The organism is Streptomyces sp. NPDC086549, assembly GCF_044746205.1.
GTDB lineage: Bacteria > Actinomycetota > Actinomycetes > Streptomycetales > Streptomycetaceae > Streptomyces.
The window spans coordinates 28,058-51,882 of the sequence record NZ_JBIVBS010000013.1; the positions used below are offsets into that span (position 1 = coordinate 28,058).

Consider the following 23,825-nt stretch of genomic DNA (forward strand, 5'->3'; position numbering starts at 1 on the left):
CGAACGCTTGCCGCGATATAACTGACGGGATCTAAGCCACTACAGGCCGAGATCTATTCCCCCGGCTGCTCGGTGTCCGGACGGATGTCGATCCGCCATCCGGTGAGCCGGGCCGCGAGCCGGGCGTTCTGGCCTTCCTTGCCGATCGCCAGCGACAGCTGGTAGTCCGGCACGGTGACCCGGGCGGACCGGGACGCCAGGTCCACGACCTCGACCTTGGAGACCCGCGCGGGCGACAGCGCGTTCGCCACCATCTCGGCCGGGTCGTCCGACCAGTCGACGATGTCGATCTTCTCGCCGTTCAGCTCGCCCATCACGTTGCGGACCCGGCCGCCCATGGGGCCGATGCAGGCGCCCTTGGCGTTCAGACCCGATCGGGTGGACCGGACGGCGATCTTGGTGCGGTGGCCGGCCTCGCGGGCGATGGCGGCGATCTCGACGGACCCGTCGGCGATCTCCGGCACCTCCAGGGCGAAGAGCTTCTTCACCAGATTGGGGTGGGTACGCGAAAGCGTGACCGAGGGACCGCGGACACCCTTCGCCACCCGAACGACGTACGAGCGCAGCCGCAGGCCGTGCGAGTACGTCTCACCCGGCACCTGCTCCTGCACCGGCAGGATGGCCTCCAGCTTGCCGATGTCGACGAGCACGTTCTTGGGGTCGCGGCCCTGCTGGACCACACCGGTGACGATGTCGCCCTCGCGGCCGGCGTACTCGCCGAGCGTCGCGTCGTCCTCGGCGTCGCGCAGCCGCTGCAGGATCACCTGCTTGGCGGTGGTGGCGGCGATACGGCCGAAGCCGGACGGGGTGTCGTCGAACTCGCGGGGCTCCTGGCCCTCTTCGAGGTCCTCGGGGTCCTCCTTCGCCCACACGGTCACATGCCCGGTCTCCCGGTTGAGCTCCACGCGCGCGTGTCGGCGGCTTCCCTCGGTGCGGTGGTAGGCGATGAGGAGGGCCGACTCGATCGCCTCGACCAGCAGGTCGAAGGAGATCTCCTTCTCCCGTACCAAGCCCCGCAGGGCACTCATGTCGATGTCCACGGCTACGCCTCCTCTTCCTTCTCGTTCCTGTCCTTGCGGTTGAACTCGACCTGGACGCGCGCCTTGTCGATGTCGGGGAAGCCGAGTCTGCGGGCGGTGGCCTTGCGGCCCTTCACTCCGGGCACTTCCACGTCGAGGCCCTCGTCGTCGACCTTCAGGATCCTGGCGACCAGTTCGCCGCCCTCGGCCAACTGGAACTTGACCAGCCGGTCGACGGCGCGCACATAGTGCCGGTGCTCCGTGAGAAGGCGCTCCGCGCCCGGGGTTCCGACCTCCAGGTCGTACGCGCCCTCGCCCATCGCTTCCGTCTCGTCCAGCTTCGCCGAGAGCGCGCGGCTCACATCGGCGATCTGGTCCAGGTCCGCACCGGTGTCGGAGTCGACGACGACGCGCAGCACTCGCTTGCGTCCGACGGAGTCCACGGCGATCTCTTCGAGATCCAGGCCCTGTGAGGTGACGAGCGGTTCCAGCAGTTCCCGCAGCCTCTCGCTCTGGGTGGTGCTCATCCGGGTGACTCCTCGGCCGCGTGTGCTGTTGTGGGATGGGTCGCGTGTCTGGTCAAAGGGTATCCGGTCGCGGGGAGTGTTGCCGTCCACCGGCGGCCGACGGGTGCCGGTGGACCGGTGCCGGTCACGGGTGCCGATGACTGGTGCCTGCCAGGTGCGCAGGTACCGTGATCACTGGCGTGCCCGCCCCTTTCTTCGTACGAGTTCCCCGAGGACGTCTGCCGTGCCGTTCCCCCCACCGTCGCGCACCCCCTCGGGGCCGCGCAGAAGATTCCTGCTCGCCTCGGCCGCGGGGGCCGCCCTGCTCGTGGGCTGTTCCCCGGGCGCCGACCCTGACAGCGGTACGGCAGGCGGCCCGTCGGTCACCGAGCGGGCACGCGCGCGTGCGGCGCGGGACAGCCTGGGGCTCGTGGAGCAGTACGACGCCGTGATCGCCGCGCATCCGGCGCTCGCGGAGCGGCTGCGGCCTCTGCGGGCCGAGGTCGCGGCGCACGCAAGGGTGTTCGCGGACGGTACGCCCACCCCGTCGCGGTCGCCCAGGACTTCCGCCTCCGCCTCGGCCTCCCCGTCCGCCTCCCCGTCCGTCCCGGCCGACGAGAAGGACGCCCTGGCCGGCCTCGCCGCCGCCGAGCGGTCCCTGGCCGACCGGCGGAGCAAGGACCTCCTGGACGTCCCGGGCGAGCTGGCACGGCTGCTGGCCTCGGTGGCGGCGGCCGGGGCGGCGCACGCGTATCTGCTGACGGAGGGCGGCAAGTGAGCGGCGAGAGCAAGGACAAGAGGGACGAGAAGGACAAGAACGGCCGGCTGAAGGCCCTGCAGGCGGCCCTGGCCGCCGAGCACGCGGCGGTGTACGGCTACGGAGTCGTCGGCGGTCGGATCGGCGAGGCCCGGCTGACTCAGGCACGGTCGGCCTACGACGCGCACCGCGCCCGGCGGGACGCGCTGGTGCGCGAGGTGCGCGACCTGGGCGGCGAGCCCGTCGCCGCGAACGCCGCGTACGCGCTGCCGTTCCCGGTATCGGACTCCGCGGCCGCGGTCCGGCTCGCCGCCCGGCTGGAGGACCGGGTGGCCGACGTGTACTCCGACCTGGTGCGGGCGGCCACCGGCGAACGGCGTGGCGCGGCCGCCGCGGCGCTGCGCGAAGCCGCGGTGCGCGCGGTGCGCTGGCGCGGGGAGAGCGTAGCCTTCCCTGGTCTCGCCGAGCGGGCGGAGGAGGCGGCCGGTACGGCTGCGCCCTCGGCCTCGGCGACAGCAACGGCGTGATCCGTACGCCGTCCCGTACAGCAGGAAGGGAACGACTCGCGTATGGCTTTCGAACCGCCGCAGCGCCTGGTGAGGGCGCTCGGTGAGACGGCGCCCCAGGGTGACGACTGGCTGGAGAGGCTGCCGGAGGCGGCCCAGCAGGCCGTCGCGCTACGCGAGTTGACCGTCGAGCGGGTCCAGGTGCCGGGCGGGCGCAGCAGCCTGGTCGTGCTGGTGCGGCGGCCCGACGGAACCCCGGCCGTACTGAAGCTGGCGCCGCCCCGGGCCCGGCCGGAGAGCGAACGGGCGGCGCTCGCGCACTGGGACGGCCTGGGCGCCGTACAACTGCTGGAGCCCCTGGCCGGGGAGGCCGGTGAGGGCGTGCTGCTGCTCGAACGGCTGCACCCGGACGTGTCGCTGCGCTCGCTGCCGGAAGCAAAGGCGCTGCTGGAGGCGGCGGGGACGCTGCGGCGGTTGTGGGTGGAGCCGCCCGATCACGGTGCCGGTGACGCCGACGCCGCTCATTCCTTCGAGACCGTGGCCGAGCGGACCGGCCGGCAGGCGGCAGCGATGCGGGCGGGTGCCCTGGCCGATCCCGAGGCCGTGCCGCTGGTCGAAGCGGCACTCGCGGCCCGCGAGGAACTGCTGGCCGCGCCGCCCGAGCACCGGCTGCTGCACGGCACGTTCCGGCAGAGCAAGGTGCTCGCCGGCGAGCGGTCGCCGTGGCTGGCGGTGGGCCCGGACCCGGTGGTCGGCGAGTGCGCCTTCGACCTGGCACGGCTGGTGCGCGACCGGGTGGAGGACCTGATCGCCTCGCCGTCGGGAGCGGCGACGACCCGCCGGCGGGTGAAACGGCTCGCCGAGTCGCTGGACGTGGACCAGGACCGGTTGCGGGGCTGGACCCTGTTCCGGGCGGTGGAGTCCGGGATGCGGGCCCTCCGGGTGGGGCGGCCGAAGGATGCGGAGCTGTTGCTGGAGTTCGCCGGGTGGCTTTAGGGCGGTTCGGGGAGGTCGGGTCCGGGGTGCGCGTCGTCCGGTGCGCGTCGTCCTGTGATCGCGGGCGCGTCGTGGCTGGTCGCGCCCGCGCGGCGGAGCCGCACGGTGATACAGCCCCGCGCCCCTTCAGGGCGCCGCGTCTGCCGTCAGTCTGAGGGCGAGCACGGGACAGTCGGCTGCTGCTCTGCGGGCGCGCTTGACGGCGCGGACAGGGACCGGAGTGCCGTTGGCCAGCGGGTAGCCCCACTCGTCGAGGGTGATGTGCTCGGGGAGCAGTTCGGCGCACAGGCCGTGGCCCTGGCAGGCGGTCCAGTCGATGTCGATGCGCTGGTCCTGGGACATGAGGGGTCAGCTCCGCTCGTCGGGTACGGGCAGCAGAGGGGTGTGGTCGGTCGCGGTGCACACCCCGTGGGCGTGGGCGTCGAGTTCGCCCGCGAACGTGGTGAGGGCGCTGCGGACCAGGCGGACCGTGCCGTCGGGGTGGTGGCAGGCACCGCGGCCCTCGACCAGACCCGCCCAGCGGGCGACGTCCTCGCGGGCGGTGCCCTGGGGGCCGGGGCGGGCAAGGGTCCGGAAGGCGGTGGCGATGCGGGGCAGGCCGTTGAGGCAGGGGCCGCACTGGCCGGCCGACTCCAGCGCCAGGTAGCGCAGGACGCGGGCGGTTTCGGCGAGGCCGCAGCGGTCGGCGGGGAGGGCCGCGAGGACACCGGCGCCCAGGTTCGCCGTGCTCAGCGGGAGTTGCGCCGCCTCCGCGGCCGGGATCCAGGTGCCGTGGTAGCCGCCGACCAGCACGGCTCCCGTGCCCCGCACGGGTACCAGCCGGCCGATCCGCATGCCGAACGGCGCCTCCACGACCCGGACTTCACCGCCGGGCGCGTGCACCGTGCACAGCGTGCTGCCCGGCTCCGCCGGGGTCCCGGCGGAGCGGAACCAGTCGGCGCCGTAGCGGGCGATCAGCGCCAGGTGGGCCAGCGTCTCGACGTTCTGGACCAGGGTCGGCGCCCGGCGCACCCCGCGTTCCCGGACCGGCGGGTTCTGGTGGGTGGGCAACGCGGCGCCGCCGGAGACGTACCGGGCGAGGGCGGAGGCCTGTCCGGCCAGGAACCGCCCGGGCAGCCGTACGACCTTCACCCGCAGCGGGTCGCGCCGCTGGGCGAGCGCCGACTCCAGGTAGGAGGCGCCGTCCTCCACCGCGAGATACGCCTCCCCCGCGCCGACCGCCTCGGCCGCCAACTGCAGCCCGTCCAGGACGAGATGGGGCGACAGCCGCAGCAGCGTCCGGTCCTTGCGGCACGCGGGCTCGCCCTCCGCTCCGTTCGCGACGACGACGGGGGCGCGCTCGGCACGGCGGCCGGCGTCGGCGACCGCGACGAGTTTGCGGTACGTCGGGAAGGCGGCTCCGCCGCGCCCGGTGAGGCCGGACTCGGCGACCGTGCGCAGGAGCCCGGCGGGATTGCCGTACGCGAGCGGCCCGTTGCGCTGTTCGTGCGTGGTGTGGTCGGCCGGGGTGCCGCCGGGGGCGAGCAGACGCGGCGACATGAAGACCTGGGGAAAGGCAGGGGTGAAGGCAGGGGTGAAGGTCGCGGTCATGAGCGGGCCCCTTCGATGGTCCGTTCGCGGGTGCGTTCGCCGGCGTGGAGGAGAGCGGCGGGTGTGTGGCGGGAGGCGCGGACGGCGTGGGCCAGGCGGAGTCCGAGGGCGGCGACCGCGGCGGTCACGCAGGAGACGGTCAGCCAGGTCATCCAGTCGGTACCGGTGTCCGTGCCGATGCCGATGCCGTGGATCAGGGCGAGCGGCCAGCAGGCGTATGCCAGCCGGTGCACGGCTCGCCAGGTCCGGTGCCCGAGCCGGTCCCGGAGCAGGCTCGTGACCAGGACCGCGAGCATCAGGTCGAGGGCGACCGTGCCGAGCCCCAGCCAGAGGGGCTGGTAGTCGGAGACGAAGGGGACGAGGACGTCGAGGACGGTGATGTGCACATAACTGTCCACGACCGCCACGGCGATGTGCAGGGCAAGGAAGGCGGTGGCGGAGAGGGACAGGGTGCGGTGCAGCGAGACGGTGCCGAAGCGGGGCAGGCCGGGGATCCTGCCGCGCAGTCGTACGGCGACGCCGAGCAGGACGACCACCGTGAACAGGGCCAGGCAGACGGCGCCGGTGGCGCGGTTGGCGTACCAGAGGGTCTCGGAGCTCATGCGGCGGCCTCCAGGCCCGCGGTGCCGGTGGGCCAGCCCGGTGTGGTGACGACCGTGCCGTTCTGCGCCACCAGCCTCGCGGGCAGCCCCAGCCGGGTCAGCCAGCGCTCCGCGCCCACGCCCTTGACCAGCGCCGCCGTGCTGGCCGCGTTGGCGTCGGCGCAGGTGGCGGCGGCGACGGAGACCGTGCGCCAGGGGGAGCGGACGGGCAGGCCGGTACGCGGGTCGACGATGTGGTGGAGGTCGTGGCCGCCGCGCCGCCAACGGCGGGCGCCGGTGCCGGAGGTGGCCAGACCGCCGTCGCGCAGTCCGACGGTGGTGTACGGGCCCCGTGCGGGCGTCTCCTCTACCGGGCCGGTGACGTCCTGGACGCGGATCTGCCAGCCGTCGGCCGGGGGCTCCCCCGCGACGGCCGTGTCGCCGCCGAGGCTGACCAGGATCCCGCAGTCGGCGGCGCGCGCCAGCACGGCGGCGGCCCGGTCGGCGGCCCAGGCCTTGGCCGTGGCGCCCAGGTCGAGGCGGACGCCCTGCGGGACGGTGACCGTTCCGGTCGCGCGGTCGAGCCGTACCCTCCGCCATCCGGGGGCCCGGCGCACCCGCAGCGACACCGGGCGGTCGTCCTCCCGGACGAGGGTGAAGTCGCGGTCGTAGCCGATCGCGTCCATCGCCGAGCCGACCGTGGGGTCCACGGCGCCGTCGGTGGCCCCGGCCGCGCGCAGGGCGACGGCGAGTGCCTCCGCGAGCAGCGGGCTGACCCGGACCGGGCGGCCGTTCGTGGCGTCGAGGGCGGTCAGTTCGGAGTCGGCGCGGAAGCGGCTGCAGGCGGCGTCGACCTCGGCGAGGTGCCGGGCGAGGAGCAGGTTGCAGGAGTCGAGCAGGGCCGGGTCGGTGACGACCAGGCGGACGCGGGTGCCGAGGGCCCGCCACTCGGTGGCCGCTGTCGTACGCGGTGTGGTGGGGGTGGTCGTCACGACGCCCCCGAGGTGGCGTCGGCGGAGCCGCTGCCGGAGGTCAGGCCGCCGGAGGACGACTGCAGGCCGGAGGACGACGAGGTGCCGGTGTCCGTGCCGCCGGCCGAACCGGAGCTGCTGTCGGCCCCGCTGCTGCTGGTGCTGCTGGTACTGGTGCTCGCGGTCGAGGCGGAGGACTCGGTGTCCGTGTGCATCGTGCCGATCAGCGCGAACATCCCGGCGGCGGCCGCCAGTGTGACCGCCGCCGCCGTCGCCGCCGTGCGCCGGGCCCCTCTGCGAACCGCGGCCGCGGCTCCTCGTTCCCTGCTTGTCATGGCCGTTCCCCTCCCTGGTGACGCTGTGTCACGCGTCCTACGGTCGGGGAACGGCCTGAGAGAAAGCTGTGAGGTGCCTGAAGGCCTCCGGAGAGCTTTCTGAGGAGTTTCTTTACTGGTTGCTTTACTGCGCCGTGAGGCGGGCGATCGCCTCGTCCACGGTCAGCTCCTCGCGCTCACCGGTCTTGCGGTCCTTGAGCTCCAGGACGCCCTCGGCGGAGCGACGGCCGGCCACCAGGATCTGCGGTACGCCGATGAGCTCGGCGTCCGTGAACTTCACGCCCGGGGAGACGCCGGCCCGGTCGTCGACCAGGACGCGCAGCCCGGCCGCCCGCAGCTTCTCGGAGACGTCGAGGGCGAGCTCCGTCTGCAGGGCCTTGCCGGCGGCAACGACGTGCACGTCGGCCGGGGCGACCTCCTTGGGCCACACCAGGCCGTGCTCGTCGGCGCTCTGCTCGGCGATGGCGGCGACCGCGCGGGAGACACCGATGCCGTAGGAGCCCATGGTCACGCGGACCGGCTTGCCGTTCTGGCCGAGGACGTCGAGCTTGAGGGCGTCGGTGTACTTGCGGCCGAGCTGGAAGATGTGGCCGATCTCGATGGCGCGGTCGAGCTTGAGACCGGTGCCGCACTTCGGGCACGGGTCGCCGTCCTGCACCACCACGACGTCGACGTACGTGTCGACCTCGAAGTCACGGCCCGCGACGACGTTCTTCGCGTGCGTGCCCGCCTTGTTGGCACCGGTGATCCAGGAGGTGCCGGGGGCCACGCGCGGGTCGGCGATGTACTTGACCTTCTCCAGGCCCTGCGGACCGACGTAGCCGCGGACCAGGTCCGCGCGGTCCGCGAAGTCGGCCTCGGTCACCATCTCGACGACCGCCGGGGCGAAGTGTGCCTCGACCTTGCCCATGTCGACCTCGCGGTCACCGGGCACGCCCACGGCGACGACCTCGCCGTCGACCTTGACGAGGAGGTTCTTCAGGGTGGCGGAGGCCGGGACGCCGAGATGGGCGGCGAGGGTCTCGATGGTCGGGGTGTCCGGGGTCGGGATCTCCTCGGCGGCGGGCACGTCGGACCCGTCCACCGGCTTGAGCTCATAGGTGATCGCCTCGGTGTTGGCCGCGAAGTCGCAGTTCGGGCAGTCGGCGAAGGTGTCCTCGCCGGCCTCGGCCGGGGCCAGGAACTCCTCGGACTTGGAGCCGCCCATGGCGCCGGCGGTGGCGGCGCAGATGCGGTAGTCGAGGCCGAGGCGCTCGAAGACCCGCTGGTAGGCCTGGCGGTGCAGGGCGTAGGACTGGGCCAGGCCCTCGTCCTCGGTGTCGAAGGAGTACGAGTCCTTCATCAGGAACTCACGGCCGCGCAGGATGCCGGCCCGGGGGCGGGCCTCGTCACGGAACTTCGTCTGGATCTGGTAGAGGATCACCGGCAGGTCCTTGTAGGAGGACGCCTGGTCCTTCACCAGCAGGGTGAAGATCTCCTCGTGGGTCGGGCCGAGGAGGTAGTCGCCGCCCTTGCGGTCCTTGAGCCGGAACAGCTCCTGGCCGTACTCGTCCCAGCGGCCGGTCGCCTCGTACGGCTCACGGGGCAGCAGGGCGGGGAGCGACACCTCCTGGGCGCCGATGGCGTCCATCTCCTCACGGACGATGCGCTCCACGTTGGAGAGGACCTTCTTGCCGAGCGGCAGCCAGCTCCAGATGCCGGCGGCGGTGCGGCGGACGTAGCCCGCGCGGACGAGGAGCTTGTGGCTGAGGACCTCGGCGTCCGCCGGGTCGTCGCGCAGCGTCTTCGCCATCAACTGGGACATGCGCTGGACCGGTGCGTTCGCCATGGTTCTCGTACTCCTGCCGGGAAAGGGTGATGGCTAGGAGGTTAGCCGGGCTTGCTGTGCGGGTGGAAATCGGTTAATGCATGTCCTGGCGGCGGCGCAGCGGGAGAGAGGCGCCCATGACGGCGTACGGCTTGGGGGCGCTGGGGAAGAGGACCTGGCGGGCCAGGTCCTGGTAGCCGAGGGAGTGGTACAGGCCGCGGGCGGGGCTGTCGGTGTCGATGGCGGAGAGGATCGAGCGGGGTTCGGTGGCGCCGTCGGTGATGGTGGTGATCAGGGCGCGGCCGATGCCACGGTTCTGGTAGCGCGGGTGGACGTGCAGCTCGGTGATCACGAAGGAGTCGTCGAGCCACTCGTCGCGGCCCTGGGCGCGCAGGTAGGGCTCGACGACGGTGGACCACCAGTGGCTGCGGTCGTTGGGCATGCCGTACACGAAGCCGGCCAGGCTGCCGTCGGCGGTGGTGGCACCCAGGGCGCGGGCTCCTGGGAAGGTCATGTGGCGCAGCACGATCTGGCGGCGTACGGCGACCTCGTCGGCGCCGAGACCGAAGGCGACTGCCTGCACGGTGAGGGCCTCGTCGACGCGGGCCGACAGGTCGAGCGGGCCGATCACGATGTCGTCGGGGTGGCGGTGACCGTGACCGGGAAAGCGCAGCATGCCCGGAGACTACAGGGCTCGCACCAGGCTCAGAACAGCACTGCGGTGCGCGGCCGGAACACGATGTCCGGGATCAGAACAGGATGCTCATGAACGCGCCGACCTCCTGGAAGCCCACGGTGCGGTATGTCCGCCTGGCCGCCGTGTTGAAGTCGTTGACGTACAGGCTCACGACCGGCGCCACGTCCGCCAGCGCGTACCGCAGCACCGCCGCCATGCCGGGCGCCGCGAGCCCCCTCCCCCGGTACTCCGGGGCCACCCACACGCCCTGGATCTGGCAGGCGTGGGCGGTCGCCGCGCCGATCTCCGCCTTGAAGACGACCTTGCCGTGCTCGTCGAGGCGGGCGAAGGAGCGGCCGGAGCCGACCAGTTCGGCGACCCGCGCCTGGTAGAGCAGCCCGCCGTCGCCGGCCAGCGGGGAGACGCCGACCTCCTCGGTGAACATCGCCACGCACGCCGGCATGATCGCCTCCATCTCGTCCTTGCCGATGCGGCGGACGTAGGGATCCGGGGCTATGCCGGCGGGCATGTGGTCGGTGACCATGAGCGGCTGGTGGGCGCGGACCTCCCGGGCCGGACCCCAGTGCGGTTCGAGGAGCCGCCACAGCTGGGCGGTGGGCTCGGCGGGGCCGACGATGGAGGAGCAGCGGCGGCCGGCCCTGCGCGCGCGGTCCGCGAAGGCGCGTACGGCCCTCGGGGTGGCACAGATGGGGACGAGGTTGGCGCCCGCGTAGCACAGGGACGTCAGCATGCCGTCCTCGTACCAGCCCCACATCTCGCCGCCGAGCCGCCACGGGTCCAGGCCGGCGACCTGTACCCGGGACGTCACGAAGGCATTCACGACGGGCTCGCGGTCGAGGACCGCGAGCGCGGCGTCCAGGTCACTCGGTTCGAGCACCCGTGAGGTGGTCTGGGTCAACACGTGCGGGGCCTCACCCTGGGGTTCTGCTGATCTCCGCACTATAGCTGCGCTGCCTTGGCGGTGCGCTTTCGAGCTCGGGAGGTTTCGGTTTGCTGGCGGCTGCCGGCCGTCTGTGGCTGGTCGCGCAGTTCCCCGCGCCCCTTTGGGGCGCGGGCCCGCTCGGGGCGCGGGCCCGCCCGTGCGAAGCTCAGCCCGCCACCGACACCGACGGCTCGCCCGAGGCGATGCCATCCGCCTCCATCTGCTCCGCGAGCTTCATGGCCTCCTCGATGAGGGTCTCCACGATCTTGGACTCGGGGACGGTCTTGATGACCTCGCCCTTCACGAAGATCTGGCCCTTGCCGTTGCCGGAGGCGACGCCGAGGTCGGCCTCGCGGGCCTCGCCGGGGCCGTTGACGACGCAGCCCATGACGGCGACGCGGAGCGGGACCTCCATGCCGGTGAGGCCTGCCGTGACCTCCTCGGCCAGCTTGTAGACGTCGACCTGGGCGCGGCCGCAGGACGGGCAGGAGACGATCTCCAGGCCGCGCTGCTTGAGGTTCAGGGACTCCAGGATCTGGTTGCCGACCTTGACCTCCTCCACGGGAGGCGCGGAGAGGGAGACGCGGATCGTGTCGCCGATGCCCTGGGAGAGCAGGGCGCCGAAGGCGACCGCCGACTTGATCGTGCCCTGGAACGCCGGGCCGGCCTCGGTCACACCGAGGTGGAGCGGGTAGTCGCACTGGGCGGCGAGCTGCCGGTACGCCTCGATCATCACGACCGGGTCGTTGTGCTTGACGGAGATCTTGATCTCCCGGAAGTCGTGCTCCTCGAAGAGGGACGCCTCCCACAGGGCCGACTCGACCAGGGCCTCGGGGGTGGCCTTGCCGTACTTCTGGAGCAGCCGGCGGTCGAGGGAGCCCGCGTTCACGCCGATGCGGATCGGGGTGCCGTGGTCCTTCGCCGCCTTGGCGATCTCCTTGACCTTGTCGTCGAACTGCTTGATGTTGCCGGGGTTGACGCGGACGGCCGCGCAGCCCGCCTCGATCGCCGCGAACACGTACTTCGGCTGGAAGTGGATGTCCGCGATCACCGGGATCTGCGACTTGCGGGCGATGGTGGCCAGCGCGTCGGCATCGTCCTGCGTCGGGCAGGCGACGCGGACGATCTGGCAGCCGGAGGCGGTCAGCTCGGCGATCTGCTGCAGCGTGGCGCCGATGTCCGACGTACGGGTCGTCGTCATCGACTGCACCGACACCGGGGCGTCTCCGCCGACCGCCACGGATCCCACCATGATCTGCCGGCTCTTGCGGCGCTCGGCGAGCTTGGTCGGAACGGACGGCATGCCGAGAGAAATCGCAGTCATCTGCTGTGCAACCCCAAGTCGTGGATCAAGGTCCGGTCCCGTGACCGGCGGGCTCCAGGCTTCGAGATTACGGCACTGGCCAAGGCCCGAGCACACCCCACCCGGTAAACCCACTCAATGGAAGGCGGCCCGGAACAAAGCGTTCCGGGCCGCCGTGAATGCCGTGTGGCTAGGAGATTTTCACCGGGTTGACGACATCTGCGACCAGGACGAGCAAGGTGAAACAGATGAAGATCCCGGCCACCACATAGGCCACCGGCATCAGCTTCGCCACGTCGAACGGACCGGGGTCCGGGCGGCGCAGCACCTTCGCCAGCCGGCGGCGCAGCGACTCCCACAGGGCGCCCGCGATGTGCCCGCCGTCGAGCGGGAGCAGCGGGAGCATGTTGAAGAGGAACAGGGACAGGTTGAAGCCGGCGACCAGCATCAGCGCCATGGCCAGCTGCTGGGTCGGCGGGATGTCGAGCGTGAAGATCTCACCGCCGACGCGGGCCGCGCCGACCACGCCCATCGGGGAGTCGGGCTGGCGGGGGGCGCCGTCGAAGGCCGCGTTCCACAGGGCGGGGATCTTGCCGGGGAGGCTCGCGATGGAGTCGACGGCCTCGCCGAGCCGGTCGCCCATCCAGGTCAGGGACTCGCCGAAGTCCTGGCGGACGATGCCGGTGGCGGCGCTGAAGCCGAGGAAGCCGGCTGTGACGTACTTGCCCTGGACGATCTGGCCGCTGGAGTCCTTCTTGGCGACCTGGTTGGTGGCGATCTTCGCGTGCAGGGTCACTTCCTGGCCCTTGCGCTCGACGACGATCGGCACTTCCTTGCCCGGCGTGGCGCGGATCAGGTCGGAGAGCTGGTTCCAGCTGTCGGTCCTCGTCCCGTCGAAGGAGACGATCTTGTCGCCCGCCTTCAGGCCCGCGGCCGCGGCCGGGGAGGCCTCATCGGAGTTCTTGCAGGTGTCACGGTTCTCGCTCTGCGCGATCACGCACTTGGAGACCGAGCTGACGGTCGTCGTCTGCTGGGAGATGCCGAAGCCCATGAGGACCGTGAGGAACAGCGCGACCGCCAGGATCAGGTTCATGAAGGGGCCTGCGAACATCACGATGACCCGCTTCCACGGGGCGCGCGTGTAGAAGAGGCGGGTCTCGTCGCCGGGCTTGAGCTCCTCGAAGGCCGCCGAGCGGGCGTCCTCGATCATGCTGCGCCAGGGCGAGGTGGAGCGCGCGGTGATCCGCCCGTCCTCGCCCGGCGGGAACATGCCGATCATGCGGATGTAGCCGCCGGCCGGGATCGCCTTGATCCCGTACTCCGTCTCGCCCTTCTTCCGCGACCAGATGGTCGGGCCGAAGCCGACCATGTACTGCGGCACGCGGATGCCGAAGAGCTTGGCGGTGGACAGATGCCCCAGCTCGTGCCAGGCGATCGACACCAGCAGGCCGATCACGAAGACGACTATGCCGAGGATCATCATCAAGGCTGTCATGCACGCGCCTCCGCGGTCGCCGTGTGCGCTGTCAGTTCCCGGGCCCGGGCCCGTGCCCAGGTCTCCGCTTCGAGGACGTCCGACACGGTGAGCGAGGTTCCCGTACGAGGCGTGCCGTGCTCCTCGACCACCCGTGTGACGGTCTCCATGATCCCGTTGAAGGGCAGGGCACCGCCACGGAAGGCCTCGACGCACTCCTCGTTGGCCGCATTGAACACCGCCGGTGCGGTGCCCGCGAGCTCTCCGACGTGCCGGGCGAGGTTCACCGACGGGAAGGCCTCGTTGTCGAGCGGGAAGAACTCCCAGGTCGACGCCTTGCTCCAGTCGAAGGCGGGCGCCGCGTCCGGGACGCGTTCGGGCCAGCCCAGACCGATGGCGATCGGCCCACGCATGTCGGGGGGCGTCGCCTGGGCGAGTGTGGATCCGTCGGTGAACTCAACCATCGAGTGCACATACGACTGCGGGTGCACGACGACCTCAATGCGATCGAAGGGAATGTCGTACAGCAGGTGTGCCTCGATGACCTCCAGGCCCTTGTTGACGAGGGTCGCGGAGTTGATCGTGATGACCGGGCCCATCGCCCAGGTGGGGTGCGCGAGGGCGTCCTCGACCGTCACCTGGGACAGCTCCTCCTTCGTACGGCCGCGGAACGGGCCGCCGGAGGCGGTGACGACCAGCTTGCGCACGTCCGCGCGCGTGCCGGCGGCCAGCGCCTGGAAGAGCGCGGCGTGCTCGGAGTCGACCGGGATGATCTGGCCGGGCTTGGCGAGCGCCTTGACCAGCGGGCCGCCGACGATGAGCGACTCCTTGTTGGCGAGCGCGAGGGTGCGGCCCGCCTCCAGGGCGGCGAGGGTCGGGGCGAGGCCGATGGAGCCGGTGATGCCGTTGAGGACCGTGTGGCAGTCGGAGGCGGCGGCCTGGGTGGCCGCGTCCGGTCCGGCGAGGATCTCGGGAAGCGGCTCCCCGGCGCCGTACTGCGCGGCGAGCGCCTCGCGCAGTGCCGGTACTACGTCCTCGCGGGCGACCGCGACGGTCCGCGCCCGCAGCCGGTACGCCTGCTCCGCGAGGAGGGCGACCCGTCCGCCGTTGGCGGAGAGGGCGGTGACCCGGAAGCGGTCGGGGTTGCGCAGCACGAGGTCGATGGCCTGGGTGCCGATGGACCCCGTGGAGCCGAGGATCACCACGTCCTTGGGGCCGTCTCCGGCCAAGGGGTCGTAGACGAGGTGCGGGTCGGCGAGGGGTGCCGGACTGGCGGGACTGTCGGTCATCCCTCCATTGTTGCCGCAACCGGCGTCCGGCAGGACAGCGCGTCCCTCGGGCGGGTGCCTTATCAGGTCTCGTTGCCGAATGGGGCGAAATCCCCCTTGTGAACTTGCAGTGAAGATCGTGTGATAACACTTCAGTCCTGGCCGATACACCACCGGCCGCGGACGACATCCTTGGGGGGATTTCTCCATGCGTGCTCTGCGCATACGTACTGCCCTGCCCGCCCTCGCGGGTGCCGCGCTGCTCACCGGCACCCTGCTCAGCACCCCGGCCGAGGCCGCCGGCGGCGTGACGATCTACCACGTCTGGTTCGACAGCCCCGGCTCGGACGACCGCTCCAACGCGAGCCTGAACGGCGAGTGGGTGCAGATCAAGAACACCAGCGGCTCGGCGATCTCGCTGGGCGGCTGGATCCTGAAGGACGCCTCCAACCACAAGTACGTCTTCCCGAACGTCAAGATCGGCGCGGGCAAGACGATGAAGGTGCACACGGGCAGGGGCACGGACACCGCGTCGAACAAGTACCAGGGCCGCCGCGCCTACGTGTGGAACAACACCAGCGACACGGCGACGCTGACCAAGGCGAGTGGCACCAAGGTCGACTCCTGCTCCTGGACGACGCGGGACCCGAGCGACAAGTGGTGCTGACCGTCACCTGATGGGACGGTGCACGTTCTCCCGGCGGCTGGGGCCCGGGGCCGCGTCGGCGATCCAGGGGCCCTCGCCCGACGGGTCGACGATCCCCTGCTCCAGCCACTCGTAGGCTCCGCCGAGGACCCCCTTGACCACCCTGCCGTCGAGGTCGTCGGTGTTGCTCCACAGCCGTTGGAAGAGCTCCTCGACGCGGATGCGGGCCTGGCGGCAGAAGACGTCGGCTAGCTGGTAGGCCTCCCGGCCGTGGTCGCCCCGGCTGCGCAGGTGCTCGGCCCGGACGCAGGCCGCGCTCATCGCGAACAGCTCCGCGCCGATGTCCACGATCCGGCCCAGGAAGACCTGCTTGGTCTCCATCCGGCCCTGCCAGCGGGACATGGCGTAGAAGGTGGACCGGGCGAGCTTGCGGGCGTGCCGCTCGACGTAGCGCAGGTGCGGGGAGAGGTCCGCCCCGTGTTTGAACTCGCTGTAGGAGGAGGGGAGCTGTCCGGGTCCGGCGACCAGCTTCGGCAGCCACTTGGCGTAGAACACGCCCGCGTTCGCGCCGGCCTTCGCCTTGTCCGACAGGGATTTCTCGGGGTCGATGAGGTCGCCGGCGACCGAGAGGTGGGCGTCGACGGCCTCGCGCGCGATCAGCAGGTGCATGATCTCGGTGGAGCCCTCGAAGATGCGGTTGATGCGCAGGTCGCGCAGCATCTGCTCGGCGGGGACCGCCCGCTCGCCGCGGGCCGCGAGCGACTCCGCCGTCTCGAAGCCGCGGCCGCCGCGGATCTGCACCAGCTCGTCCGCCATCAGCCAGCCCATCTCGGAGGCGTACAGCTTGGCGAGCGCGCCCTCGATGCGGATGTCGTTGCGGTTCTCGTCGGCCATCTGCGACGACAGCTCGCTCACGGCCTCCAGGGCGAAGGTGGTGGCCGCGATGAAGGAGATCTTCGACCCGACCGCCTCGTGCCGGGCGATCGGCTTGCCCCACTGCTCGCGCGCCGCGGACCACTCCCGGGCGATCTTCAGACTCCACTTGCCGGCGGCGACGCACGATGCGGGCAGGGAGAGACGCCCGGTGTTCAGCGTGGTCAGCGCGATCTTCAGGCCCGCGCCCTCCGGCCCGACGCGGTTGGCGGCGGGCACGCGGACCTGGTGGAAGCGGGTGACGCCGTTCTCGATGCCGCGCAGCCCCATGAAGGCGTTGCGGTTCTCCACGGTGATGCCGGGCGAGTTGGTCTCCACGATGAAGGCCGTGATGCCGCCCTTGTGGTCCTCGCTCTTCGGCACCCGGGCCATGACCACCAGCAGATCGGCGACCACGCCGTTGGTGGTCCACAGCTTCACCCCGTCGAGGACGTAGTCGCCCCCGTCCGGCACCGCGGTCGTGGCGAGGCGGGCCGGGTCGGAGCCGACATCGGGCTCGGTGAGCAGGAAGGCGCTGATGTCGGTGCGGGCGCAGCGCGGCAGGAAGGTGTCCTTCTGCTCCTGCGTGCCGAACAGTTTCAGCGGCTGCGGTACGCCGATCGACTGGTGTGCCGAGAGCAGCACGCCGACCGCGGGGCTGGCCGAGCCGACCAGCGTGAGCGCCTTGTTGTAGTACACCTGGGTGAGGCCGAGGCCGCCGTACTTGGTGTCGATCTTCATGCCGAGGGCGCCGAGCTCCTTGAGCCCGTCGATGACCTCGTCCGGGATCCGCGCCTCGCGCTCGATGCGGGCCGAGTCGATCCGCGTCTCGCAGAAGTCGCGCAGCTTGGCGAGGAACTCCTCGCCGCGCTGCACGTCCTCGTCCGCCGGGAGCGGATGGGGGTGGATGAGGTCCAGCCGGAAGCGGCCGAGAAACAGTTCCTTGGCGAAGCTGGGCTTGCGCCAGTCCTGTTCCCGCGCGGCCTCCGCGACCTGGCGGGCCTCACGCTCGGTGACCGTTGGTTTGGTGGTGGGGGCGGACATGAGGCTCACCTCGCCGCGAATAGGGATGCAGGGGACCGTTCGCTACCGACCAGTGCTACTGGATCGTTGGTACCCGAAACCGGCCGCCCCCACCAGTCCTCGCGCGTCCGATCGGCGTGTGTATCAGCCGATGTCGACGGAGTACGACTTCGTGTCAAGCCGCCCGGAGCCCTTGAACACCTCGCTTCCGGACTCGATGCCGGAGACGAACTTGTCGTTGCTCAGCAGCTTGCGCCGAACGAGTGCCTGGGTGAAGTCGTCGAGGTTCAGCGTGGCGCTGGTGGTGTTGGTGCGCCGGACGAAGGAGTAGACGTTCCAGCCGATGTCGCCCCGGTAGATGTCCCACATGGACCCGTCCAGGCTGACGCTGCCGTACTTGGTGCCCAGCGGGCCGGCGCCGCCCTGGCGGTCGAGCCAGATCATGACCTCGTCAGTGGGCTGGTCCTGCCAGTCCGCGGTGCTCTTGGCGTGCAGCCACAGGTCGTACGACACGTTCATGGTGCCGGGGTTCGAACTGACCGAGAAGCTCCACTTGGCGGTGACCTTCTTGCGGTCGCCGACCCGGATCGGCAGCCCGGTGCTCGCCTTGTCGACCTTCCAGCCCCAGTGCCAGCCGAGGACCGTACTGGCGTACGACTTCACGTCGGAGTCGGTGCCCTTGCTGTTGTTCGCCCAGGTGTAGTTCGTGCCCCAGGAGATCGTCGAGCCGCTCCGGGAGTTGTCCCAGACGCACTGGGTGCCGGTGCCCTTGTCCTGGCCCCACAGATTGTTGTTCACGTAGTACTTGCCGAGCGTGATGGTGTCGAAGGCCGTACACTTCTTGCTCGACTCGCCGGCCTGCGCCACGGTGACGCCCGCGGCGGCCGCCAGGGCGACGGAGGCGGCGACGAGCGTCTTCGCCTTCTTGGACAGGCGCGGTCTGCGGTGTTGCATCGGGGGTCCTTCCGAGGGACGGTTCGTGTACCGCCTCCCTGTGGTCGCCACCCGGCCGAAAGGTTGCCGTACTCCCACCGCCTTCTCGCCGCCCGACCGGCTTCGGAAAAGGTGTCGAAGCGCTTCGACAGCCTATGGACACCCACCCGCACCGAAAGCTACTGTCGATACACCCTCACTCGCCCTTGTCAGCAATGCGCACTGTCGAAGCGCTTCACAAATCTTGGAGAGCTGGATGGTCACCCTCGCCGAGGTCGCCCAGCACGCCGGAGTCTCGGCGAGCACGGTGAGCTATGTCCTCAGCGGCAAGCGGTCCATCTCCGCCACCACCCGGCAGCGGGTCGAGCAGAGCATCCGGGAGCTCGGATACCACCCGAACGCGGGCGCCCGCGCCCTGGCCAGCAGCCGGTCGAACATCATCGCGCTGATGGTCCCGCTGCGGACCGACATGTACGTACCCGTGATGATGGAGATCGCCATCGCGGTGGCCACCACGGCACGCACGCACGGGTACGACGTCCTGCTGCTCACCGGTGAGGAGGGTCCCGACGCGGTGCGCCGGGTCACCGGCAGCGGGCTCGCCGACGCGATGATCCTGATGGACGTCGAGCTGAAGGACGAGCGGCTGCCACTGCTGCGGGGCGCGGACCAGCCGTCCGTCCTCATCGGCCTGCCCGCCGACACCACCGGCCTGACCTGCGTCGACCTCGACTTCGGGGCGACGGGCGCCCTGTGCGTCGAGCACCTCGCGAAGCTCGGTCACCGTGACATCGCTGTCATCGGGGAGGCGCCCGCGGTCTACGAACGGCACACCGGCTTCGCCGAGCGCACCCTCGACGGACTCCGCTCCCGCGCGCGGGAGCTGGGCCTGCGGGTGCTGCACCGCCCGTGCGAGGGCGGGTACGACGCGATGGCCGTCACCCTCGCCCGGATCTTCGACGAGCGCCCGGGCACCACCGGGTTCGTCGTGCAGAACGAGTCCGCCGTCGAGCCGCTGCTCGCCCTGCTGCGCCAGCAGGGCCGGGCCGTGCCCGAGGACGTGTCCGTGGTCGCGGTCTGCCCGGAGCAGGTCGCCGTCCAGGCGTCGGTGCGGCTGACGTCGGTCGCCATCCCCGCGCAGGAGATGGGCCGGTACGCCGTGGAACACCTCGTGGCCAAGCTCGACGGCCGCGGAACCGACGAAGTCGTGCTGATCGCGCCCGAGCTGACGGTACGGGCGAGCTCGGGGCCGGCTCCCACCGCGTCCTGACCCACCCGAGTCCCGAGCGCCACCCACCCGAGTCCCGAGCGCCACCCACCGGAGTCCCACGCGTCGCCCCTCCGGGGCACCCCCATGTCTGCACTCCCCCAGGAGCACTCCTCGTGAATCAGCCTGCCGAAATCCAGACCCAGTCGGGCGCGGTCAGCCTCGCGCAGTCCTCCCCCACCGTCGGCACGTTCCGCGAACGCGACGGTGCCCTGGAGTGGAGCGGCCGCCAGGAGACCGTGCGCGTCGAGCCGTGGGGTCCCGACGCGGTCCGGGTGCGGGCCCGGCTCGGCGGCCCGGTCCTGGACGGTCTGCCCGGTGCCCTGCTCGACGAGCGGCCGGCCACCGCGAGCACCATCAGGACCGGTGACGGAGAGGGACGACTGACGGTCGGCGCGCTGACCGTGGAGATGAACGCCGAGGGCCTGATCCGCTTCCTGCGCACCGCCGACGGAGGCGAGCTGCTGGCCGAGGAGCGCGCCCACTTCTGGTGGCCGGGCTCCCGCCTCTACACGGCGGTCGGCAACGGACACCACCGCCTGGAGCAGCGCTTCGCCGCCTACGAGAACGAGAAGCTGTTCGGCCTGGGCCAGCACCAGCACGGCCGCCTGGACCAGAAGGGCCTGGTCCTGGACCTGGTCCAGCGCAACGCCGAGGTCGGCATCCCGGTCCTCTGCTCCAGCCGCGGCTACACCCTGCTGTGGAACAACCCGGCGATCGGCCGGGTGGAGCTGGCCGGCAACGGTACCCGGTGGGTGGCGGACTCGGCCCGGCAGATCGACTACTGGATCACCGCGGGCACTCCGGCCGACGGCCAGCGCCACTACAGCTCGGTGACCGGCCGCACGCCGATGCTGCCGGAGTGGGCGGCGGGCTTCTGGCAGTGCAAGCTGCGCTACCGCACCCAGGACGAACTCCTTGCCGTCGCACGGGAGTACAAGCGCCGCGGGCTGCCCCTCTCCGCCATCGTCTGCGACTTCTTCCACTGGACCCACCTGGGCGAGTGGAAGTTCGACCCGAAGGAGTGGCCGGACCCGGCGGCGATGGTACGGGAGCTGACGGAGCTGGGCGTCAAGCTGGTGGTGAGCGTCTGGCCGTCGGTGTCCCCGCTGTCCGAGAACCACCCGGTCATGGAGCAGCGCGGCTACTTCATCGGCACGCAGTACGGCCCGATGGCGCACGCCGACTGGCCGGACAAGGAGGTCTCCTCGACCGTCCAGGTGGCCTTCTACGACGCGACGAACCCGGACGCCCGCGACTTCCTCTGGTCCCGGATCAAGGAGAACTACCTGGACCCGTACGGCATCGCGGCCTTCTGGCTGGACGCCTGCGAACCCGAGCTGAAGCCCGGCTTCCAGGAGAACCTGCGCTACTGGGCGGGTCCCGGCCTGGAGGTCGGCAACCTCTACCCGCGTGAGAACGCCCGCGCCTTCGACGAGGGCCTGCGCGCGGCCGGCGAGAGCGAGGTGATCACCCTCAACCGCTCGGCCTGGGCGGGCAGTCAGCGCCACGGCGCCGCCCTGTGGTCCGGTGACATCGGCACCGACTTCGCGACCCTGCGCCGTCAGATCGCGGCCGGCCTCAACACGGCCCTGTCCGGCATCCCCTGGTGGAACACGGACATCGGCGGCTTCCACGGCGGCGACCCGGAGGACCCGGCCTACCGTGAGGTGATGGTGCGCTGGTTCCAGTTCGGCGCGCTGTCCCCGCTGATGCGCCTGCACGGGTTCCGCGACCCGGGCATGCCGCTGGGCCCGGACATGACCGGCGGCCCCAACGAGGTCTGGTCGTACGGCGAGGAGGCCGGCGCGATCCTGGAGCGGTACCTGCGGCTGCGCGAGCGCCTCAGGCCGTACGTCCTGAAGGTCATGCGGGAGGCCCACGAGGAGGGCCTGCCGGTGATGCGGCCGCTGTTCCTGGAGTTTCCCGAGGACCCCGCGTCCTGGTCGGTCGACGACTCCTACCTCTTCGGCCGCGACCTGCTCGTCGCCCCGGTGCTGACGGCGGGCGCCACGGTCCGCACCGCGTACCTCCCGGCGGGGGCGTGGTGGACGGACGCGTGGACCGGTGAGACCTACGAGGGCGGTACGGCGGTGACGGTCGACGCCCCACTGGACCGGATCCCGCTGTTCCTGCGGGACGGGGCGAGGCTGCCGGTCGCACAGTAGCCGTGCGCGGGGGCGACGGGGTGCCGGTTACCGACATGTAAATCTCTCAACTGGCCGGTATCGAGGGGCAGTCGTGACAGGTGCGCGGAGTAGGTTCCCTCTCCCCGTCCCCCCGCGAAAGGACTCCGCTGCCGTGTCCTCAGGGCCCCTCCCCCTCACCCTGGCCAACCTGCTGCTCCGGCCCGGCTTCCGCTCCCGCCGAAGGCCCGACCTGGTCTTCGACCGTCTGCTCGCCGAGGCGGGGCAGGCGGAGGTCGACCAGCGGTTCGCCGACGACTTCCGGTTCCTGCTGCGATGTTGGGCCGGTGCCGAGAACCTCACCCCGGTCGGCTGGCTCTCCGCACGGGGGCATGTCGGCCGGCATCTCGCCAACCGGGCCCGGATCCGGCGCCTGATCGCCGAGCGCCCGGAGATCGCGGAGGAGCCGGTGGACAGACCGGTGTTCGTGGTGGGCCTGCCCCGCACCGCCACCACGCTCACCCACGGCGTGCTGTCCCTGTCGCAGGAGCACCGCTGCCCGCTGCTGTGGGAGTTACTCACCCCCGGACTCGAACCCGGACCCGCCGAAAGGGAGAAGGCGATCACGGCCGCGCGCCGGCTGGTCGGCTCCATCGACCTGTTCAGCCCGCGCTTCCGCGACATCCACGCCCTGCGGCCCGAGGGCCCCGAGGAGTGCACCTTCGGGCTTCCGCACACGGTGATGCCCTTGTCCCAGGCTCGCATCCCGGAGTACCTGGCCTGGCACGACGCACGGGACTTTGTCCCCGACTACCGCCACCTCAAGCAGGTGTACCAGGTGCTCCAGTACGGCCGCCCCCGCCGCCGCTGGGTGCTGAAGTCCCCGCTGCACCTGGAGAACCTGGACGCGCTGCGCGCCGTCTTCCCGGACGCCACCATCGTGTGGACGCACCGCGACCCGGCGACCGTCGTGGCCTCGTTCTGCAGCCTGGTCGAGCACGGCATGGCCGTCAGCACCCGGCCCCTCGACCCGCACTGGATCGGCGCCACCTGGCTGGAGCTGCTGAGCCGCTCCGCCGCCCGAGGCCTCGCGGCCCGTGCGGCCGTCCCCCGGGAGGCCCTGGTGGACGTGCCCTACTCCTGGCTCGGCGCCGACCCCGCCGCGGGCGCCCCGAAGCTCTACGCGGCCGTCGGCGCACCCTGGACCGACGCCGACGCGGCCCGTCTCCCCGAGGCCGCCGCCCGGCCCAGGGGCAACCGCCCGCACCTGTACGACCTGGCCCGCTACGGCCTGACCCGGGCCGATGTCGATGCCGCCTTCACGGACTACAACGCCCTGCGCGCCGAGGTCGACCGGACGTGACCGCACGGGCCGGCCCCGCGGACGTTCCGGGCCGGCCCCGCGGACGTTCCGGGCCGGCCCGCTCGATCGGCTGGCCGCCGACGTCAGCCGCTGGTGACGCTCTCGCTGTTGGTGACGAAGTCCAGGCCGCCGGACGAGGACGTGATCTCGAAGCCGAACTGCAGGTCCCCGATGGTCACGTTGCCGAACCAGCCCTTGGTGTCCTTGATCCACTTCAGGATCGGCAGGATGTTGACGGTGCCCGAGGTCGAGTTGGACGTGCGGACGAACGAGAAGACGTCGTTCGCGGTGTTGTTGCCCTTGTAGACGGTCCAGGTCGAACCGCCGAGCGTCAGCGTGCCCTGCGAGGTGCCGAGCGGACCGACGGCCCCGGTCTTGTTGACCCAGAGCATGATCTCGTAGTCGTAATTGGTGTCCCAGATGTCGTACGACGTGTTGTACGAGCCGGACGACGGGACCGTGACGTTGTAGCTGCTGGTGAGCGAGGAGAGGGAGGTGATCGACTTGTTGATCACCTTCTTGGCGTTGGGGTAGGACTTGATGCCGCCGGTGTCGGGGTGGTTGGCCCAGACACCCCAGTTGGTGCCGGAGTTGGCCCAGACGCACTGGCTGCCGGCGCCGGAGCCCCAGATGTTGTTGTAGAGGGTGTAGCCGTTCAGGGTCGTGTTGCCCCACTGGTCGCAGGAGCTCCAGACGGCGGCCGAGGCGGGGGCGGAGGCGAGTCCGACGGTGACGCCGAGCGCGAGGGCGGGGGCGAGCAGGGCCTTGGTGATCCTGTTCAGAGCGCTTGTTGCCATGGCGTCCCTTCCATGGGTGGGGGGAA

Annotated in this window: 23 protein-coding genes; 7 read left to right on the top strand and 16 right to left on the bottom strand. The window is 71.3% G+C overall.

All coding sequences use genetic code 11. The features are described from left to right. Positions 1-53: 53 nt before the first annotated feature. Both nusA and rimP read right to left on the bottom strand, forming a co-directional pair. Positions 54-1,040: a transcription termination factor NusA gene (gene nusA / locus ACIPSA_RS33500; RefSeq protein WP_402641408.1), complete on the bottom strand. Its 987-nt coding sequence runs from the start codon at positions 1,038-1,040 to the stop codon at positions 54-56. Between the two features lie 2 nt (positions 1,041-1,042). Then, positions 1,043-1,546: a ribosome maturation factor RimP gene (gene rimP, locus ACIPSA_RS33505; RefSeq protein WP_402641411.1), complete on the bottom strand. Its 504-nt coding sequence runs from the start codon at positions 1,544-1,546 to the stop codon at positions 1,043-1,045. 223 nt (positions 1,547-1,769) lie between these two features. Here rimP and ACIPSA_RS33510 point away from each other — a divergent pair, with 223 nt between their 5' ends. From ACIPSA_RS33510 to ACIPSA_RS33520, 3 genes are read left to right on the top strand one after another with little or no spacing between them, the layout of a single operon-like run. Next, positions 1,770-2,303, top strand: coding sequence for a hypothetical protein (locus tag ACIPSA_RS33510; protein ID WP_402641414.1), 534 nt, complete (start codon positions 1,770-1,772; stop codon positions 2,301-2,303). Continuing rightward, the gene (locus ACIPSA_RS33515) at positions 2,300-2,809 is read left to right on the top strand and encodes a ferritin-like domain-containing protein (protein ID WP_402641416.1); all 510 of its coding nucleotides are present in this window, start codon (positions 2,300-2,302) and stop codon (positions 2,807-2,809) included. Before ACIPSA_RS33510 ends, ACIPSA_RS33515 begins: the two co-directional genes overlap by 4 nt. A gap of 42 nt (positions 2,810-2,851) precedes the next feature. Then, entirely contained in the window at positions 2,852-3,784 is a 933-nt protein-coding gene (locus ACIPSA_RS33520) for an aminoglycoside phosphotransferase family protein (RefSeq protein WP_402641418.1), read from the top strand. 126 nt (positions 3,785-3,910) lie between these two features. Here ACIPSA_RS33520 and ACIPSA_RS33525 read toward each other — a convergent pair whose 3' ends face one another. The 11 genes from ACIPSA_RS33525 to dxr form a co-directional block, all read right to left on the bottom strand. After that, positions 3,911-4,126, bottom strand: coding sequence for a ferredoxin (locus ACIPSA_RS33525; protein ID WP_402641421.1), 216 nt, complete (start codon positions 4,124-4,126; stop codon positions 3,911-3,913). Between the two features lie 6 nt (positions 4,127-4,132). Further along, a complete protein-coding gene (locus tag ACIPSA_RS33530; RefSeq protein WP_402641422.1) occupies positions 4,133-5,374 on the bottom strand; it encodes an NADH-ubiquinone oxidoreductase-F iron-sulfur binding region domain-containing protein in 1,242 nt (413 codons plus the stop codon). Beyond that, complete coding sequence (locus ACIPSA_RS33535; protein WP_402641424.1) at positions 5,371-5,976, bottom strand: ferric reductase-like transmembrane domain-containing protein; 606 nt, start codon at positions 5,974-5,976, stop codon at positions 5,371-5,373. Before ACIPSA_RS33535 ends, ACIPSA_RS33530 begins: the two co-directional genes overlap by 4 nt. Beyond that, complete coding sequence (locus ACIPSA_RS33540; RefSeq protein ID WP_402641427.1) at positions 5,973-6,947, bottom strand: FAD:protein FMN transferase; 975 nt, start codon at positions 6,945-6,947, stop codon at positions 5,973-5,975. Before ACIPSA_RS33540 ends, ACIPSA_RS33535 begins: the two co-directional genes overlap by 4 nt. After that, positions 6,944-7,261, bottom strand: coding sequence for a hypothetical protein (locus ACIPSA_RS33545; RefSeq protein ID WP_402641430.1), 318 nt, complete (start codon positions 7,259-7,261; stop codon positions 6,944-6,946). The genes ACIPSA_RS33540 and ACIPSA_RS33545 overlap by 4 nt, the downstream gene beginning before the upstream one ends. Positions 7,262-7,385: 124 nt before the next feature. Further along, the gene (locus ACIPSA_RS33550) at positions 7,386-9,089 is read right to left on the bottom strand and encodes a proline--tRNA ligase (RefSeq protein WP_402641433.1); all 1,704 of its coding nucleotides are present in this window, start codon (positions 9,087-9,089) and stop codon (positions 7,386-7,388) included. Positions 9,090-9,162: 73 nt separating this feature from the next. Next, positions 9,163-9,744 (bottom strand): GNAT family N-acetyltransferase, encoded by a 582-nt coding sequence (locus tag ACIPSA_RS33555; RefSeq protein WP_402641436.1) that lies wholly within the window; start codon positions 9,742-9,744, stop codon positions 9,163-9,165. A 73-nt stretch (positions 9,745-9,817) separates the two neighbouring features. After that, the gene (locus tag ACIPSA_RS33560) at positions 9,818-10,666 is read right to left on the bottom strand and encodes a GNAT family N-acetyltransferase (RefSeq protein ID WP_402641438.1); all 849 of its coding nucleotides are present in this window, start codon (positions 10,664-10,666) and stop codon (positions 9,818-9,820) included. A gap of 187 nt (positions 10,667-10,853) precedes the next feature. Beyond that, positions 10,854-12,011 carry a flavodoxin-dependent (E)-4-hydroxy-3-methylbut-2-enyl-diphosphate synthase gene (ispG, locus tag ACIPSA_RS33565; protein WP_402641441.1) on the bottom strand — a complete coding sequence of 386 codons (1,158 nt, stop codon included), beginning with the start codon at positions 12,009-12,011 and terminating at the stop codon, positions 10,854-10,856. Between the two features lie 169 nt (positions 12,012-12,180). After that, complete coding sequence (locus tag ACIPSA_RS33570; RefSeq protein WP_402642042.1) at positions 12,181-13,473, bottom strand: M50 family metallopeptidase; 1,293 nt, start codon at positions 13,471-13,473, stop codon at positions 12,181-12,183. A gap of 8 nt (positions 13,474-13,481) precedes the next feature. Further along, entirely contained in the window at positions 13,482-14,753 is a 1,272-nt protein-coding gene (dxr, locus tag ACIPSA_RS33575; RefSeq protein ID WP_402641444.1) for a 1-deoxy-D-xylulose-5-phosphate reductoisomerase, read from the bottom strand. A 187-nt stretch (positions 14,754-14,940) separates the two neighbouring features. Here dxr and ACIPSA_RS33580 point away from each other — a divergent pair, with 187 nt between their 5' ends. Continuing rightward, positions 14,941-15,399 (top strand): lamin tail domain-containing protein, encoded by a 459-nt coding sequence (locus ACIPSA_RS33580; RefSeq protein ID WP_402641447.1) that lies wholly within the window; start codon positions 14,941-14,943, stop codon positions 15,397-15,399. Positions 15,400-15,402: 3 nt separating this feature from the next. On the opposite strand, the gene ACIPSA_RS33585 is transcribed toward ACIPSA_RS33580, so the two are convergent. Together ACIPSA_RS33585 and ACIPSA_RS33590 are read right to left on the bottom strand one after the other, a co-directional pair. Beyond that, a complete protein-coding gene (locus tag ACIPSA_RS33585; protein WP_402641449.1) occupies positions 15,403-17,334 on the bottom strand; it encodes an acyl-CoA dehydrogenase family protein in 1,932 nt (643 codons plus the stop codon). A gap of 123 nt (positions 17,335-17,457) precedes the next feature. Further along, positions 17,458-18,267 carry an endo-1,4-beta-glucanase gene (locus tag ACIPSA_RS33590; protein ID WP_402641451.1) on the bottom strand — a complete coding sequence of 270 codons (810 nt, stop codon included), beginning with the start codon at positions 18,265-18,267 and terminating at the stop codon, positions 17,458-17,460. Positions 18,268-18,502: 235 nt separating this feature from the next. On the opposite strand from ACIPSA_RS33590, the gene ACIPSA_RS33595 reads away from it, so the two are divergent. From ACIPSA_RS33595 to ACIPSA_RS33605, 3 genes are all read left to right on the top strand, one after another. Next, positions 18,503-19,516: a LacI family DNA-binding transcriptional regulator gene (locus ACIPSA_RS33595; protein WP_402641454.1), complete on the top strand. Its 1,014-nt coding sequence runs from the start codon at positions 18,503-18,505 to the stop codon at positions 19,514-19,516. A gap of 113 nt (positions 19,517-19,629) precedes the next feature. Then, a complete protein-coding gene (locus tag ACIPSA_RS33600; RefSeq protein ID WP_402641456.1) occupies positions 19,630-21,681 on the top strand; it encodes a TIM-barrel domain-containing protein in 2,052 nt (683 codons plus the stop codon). A 133-nt stretch (positions 21,682-21,814) separates the two neighbouring features. After that, positions 21,815-23,002, top strand: a complete 1,188-nt coding sequence (locus tag ACIPSA_RS33605) for a sulfotransferase family protein (protein WP_402641458.1) — start codon at positions 21,815-21,817, stop codon at positions 23,000-23,002. Between the two features lie 83 nt (positions 23,003-23,085). Here the strand turns inward: ACIPSA_RS33605 and ACIPSA_RS33610 are convergent, their stop codons facing one another. After that, positions 23,086-23,799: a hypothetical protein gene (locus tag ACIPSA_RS33610; protein ID WP_402641461.1), complete on the bottom strand. Its 714-nt coding sequence runs from the start codon at positions 23,797-23,799 to the stop codon at positions 23,086-23,088. Positions 23,800-23,825: the final 26 nt, after the last annotated feature.

Excerpts from the sequence above, each read along its gene's own strand:
- rimP (WP_402641411.1), bottom strand. The coding sequence starts at position 1,546 with ATGAGCACCACCCAGAGCGAGAGGCTGCGGGAACTGCTGGAACCGCTC.
- ACIPSA_RS33520 (WP_402641418.1), top strand. The coding sequence starts at position 2,852 with ATGGCTTTCGAACCGCCGCAGCGCCTGGTGAGGGCGCTCGGTGAGACG.
- ACIPSA_RS33525 (WP_402641421.1), bottom strand. The coding sequence starts at position 4,126 with ATGTCCCAGGACCAGCGCATCGACATCGACTGGACCGCCTGCCAGGGC.
- ACIPSA_RS33530 (WP_402641422.1), bottom strand. The coding sequence starts at position 5,374 with ATGACCGCGACCTTCACCCCTGCCTTCACCCCTGCCTTTCCCCAGGTC.
- ACIPSA_RS33535 (WP_402641424.1), bottom strand. The coding sequence starts at position 5,976 with ATGAGCTCCGAGACCCTCTGGTACGCCAACCGCGCCACCGGCGCCGTC.
- ACIPSA_RS33545 (WP_402641430.1), bottom strand. The coding sequence starts at position 7,261 with ATGACAAGCAGGGAACGAGGAGCCGCGGCCGCGGTTCGCAGAGGGGCC.
- ACIPSA_RS33550 (WP_402641433.1), bottom strand. The coding sequence starts at position 9,089 with ATGGCGAACGCACCGGTCCAGCGCATGTCCCAGTTGATGGCGAAGACG.
- ACIPSA_RS33555 (WP_402641436.1), bottom strand. The coding sequence starts at position 9,744 with ATGCTGCGCTTTCCCGGTCACGGTCACCGCCACCCCGACGACATCGTG.
- ispG (WP_402641441.1), bottom strand. The coding sequence starts at position 12,011 with ATGACTGCGATTTCTCTCGGCATGCCGTCCGTTCCGACCAAGCTCGCC.
- ACIPSA_RS33570 (WP_402642042.1), bottom strand. The coding sequence starts at position 13,473 with ATGATGATCCTCGGCATAGTCGTCTTCGTGATCGGCCTGCTGGTGTCG.
- dxr (WP_402641444.1), bottom strand. The coding sequence starts at position 14,753 with ATGACCGACAGTCCCGCCAGTCCGGCACCCCTCGCCGACCCGCACCTC.
- ACIPSA_RS33580 (WP_402641447.1), top strand. The coding sequence starts at position 14,941 with ATGCGTGCTCTGCGCATACGTACTGCCCTGCCCGCCCTCGCGGGTGCC.
- ACIPSA_RS33585 (WP_402641449.1), bottom strand. The coding sequence starts at position 17,334 with ATGTCCGCCCCCACCACCAAACCAACGGTCACCGAGCGTGAGGCCCGC.
- ACIPSA_RS33590 (WP_402641451.1), bottom strand. The coding sequence starts at position 18,267 with ATGCAACACCGCAGACCGCGCCTGTCCAAGAAGGCGAAGACGCTCGTC.
- ACIPSA_RS33595 (WP_402641454.1), top strand. The coding sequence starts at position 18,503 with ATGGTCACCCTCGCCGAGGTCGCCCAGCACGCCGGAGTCTCGGCGAGC.
- ACIPSA_RS33610 (WP_402641461.1), bottom strand. The coding sequence starts at position 23,799 with ATGGCAACAAGCGCTCTGAACAGGATCACCAAGGCCCTGCTCGCCCCC.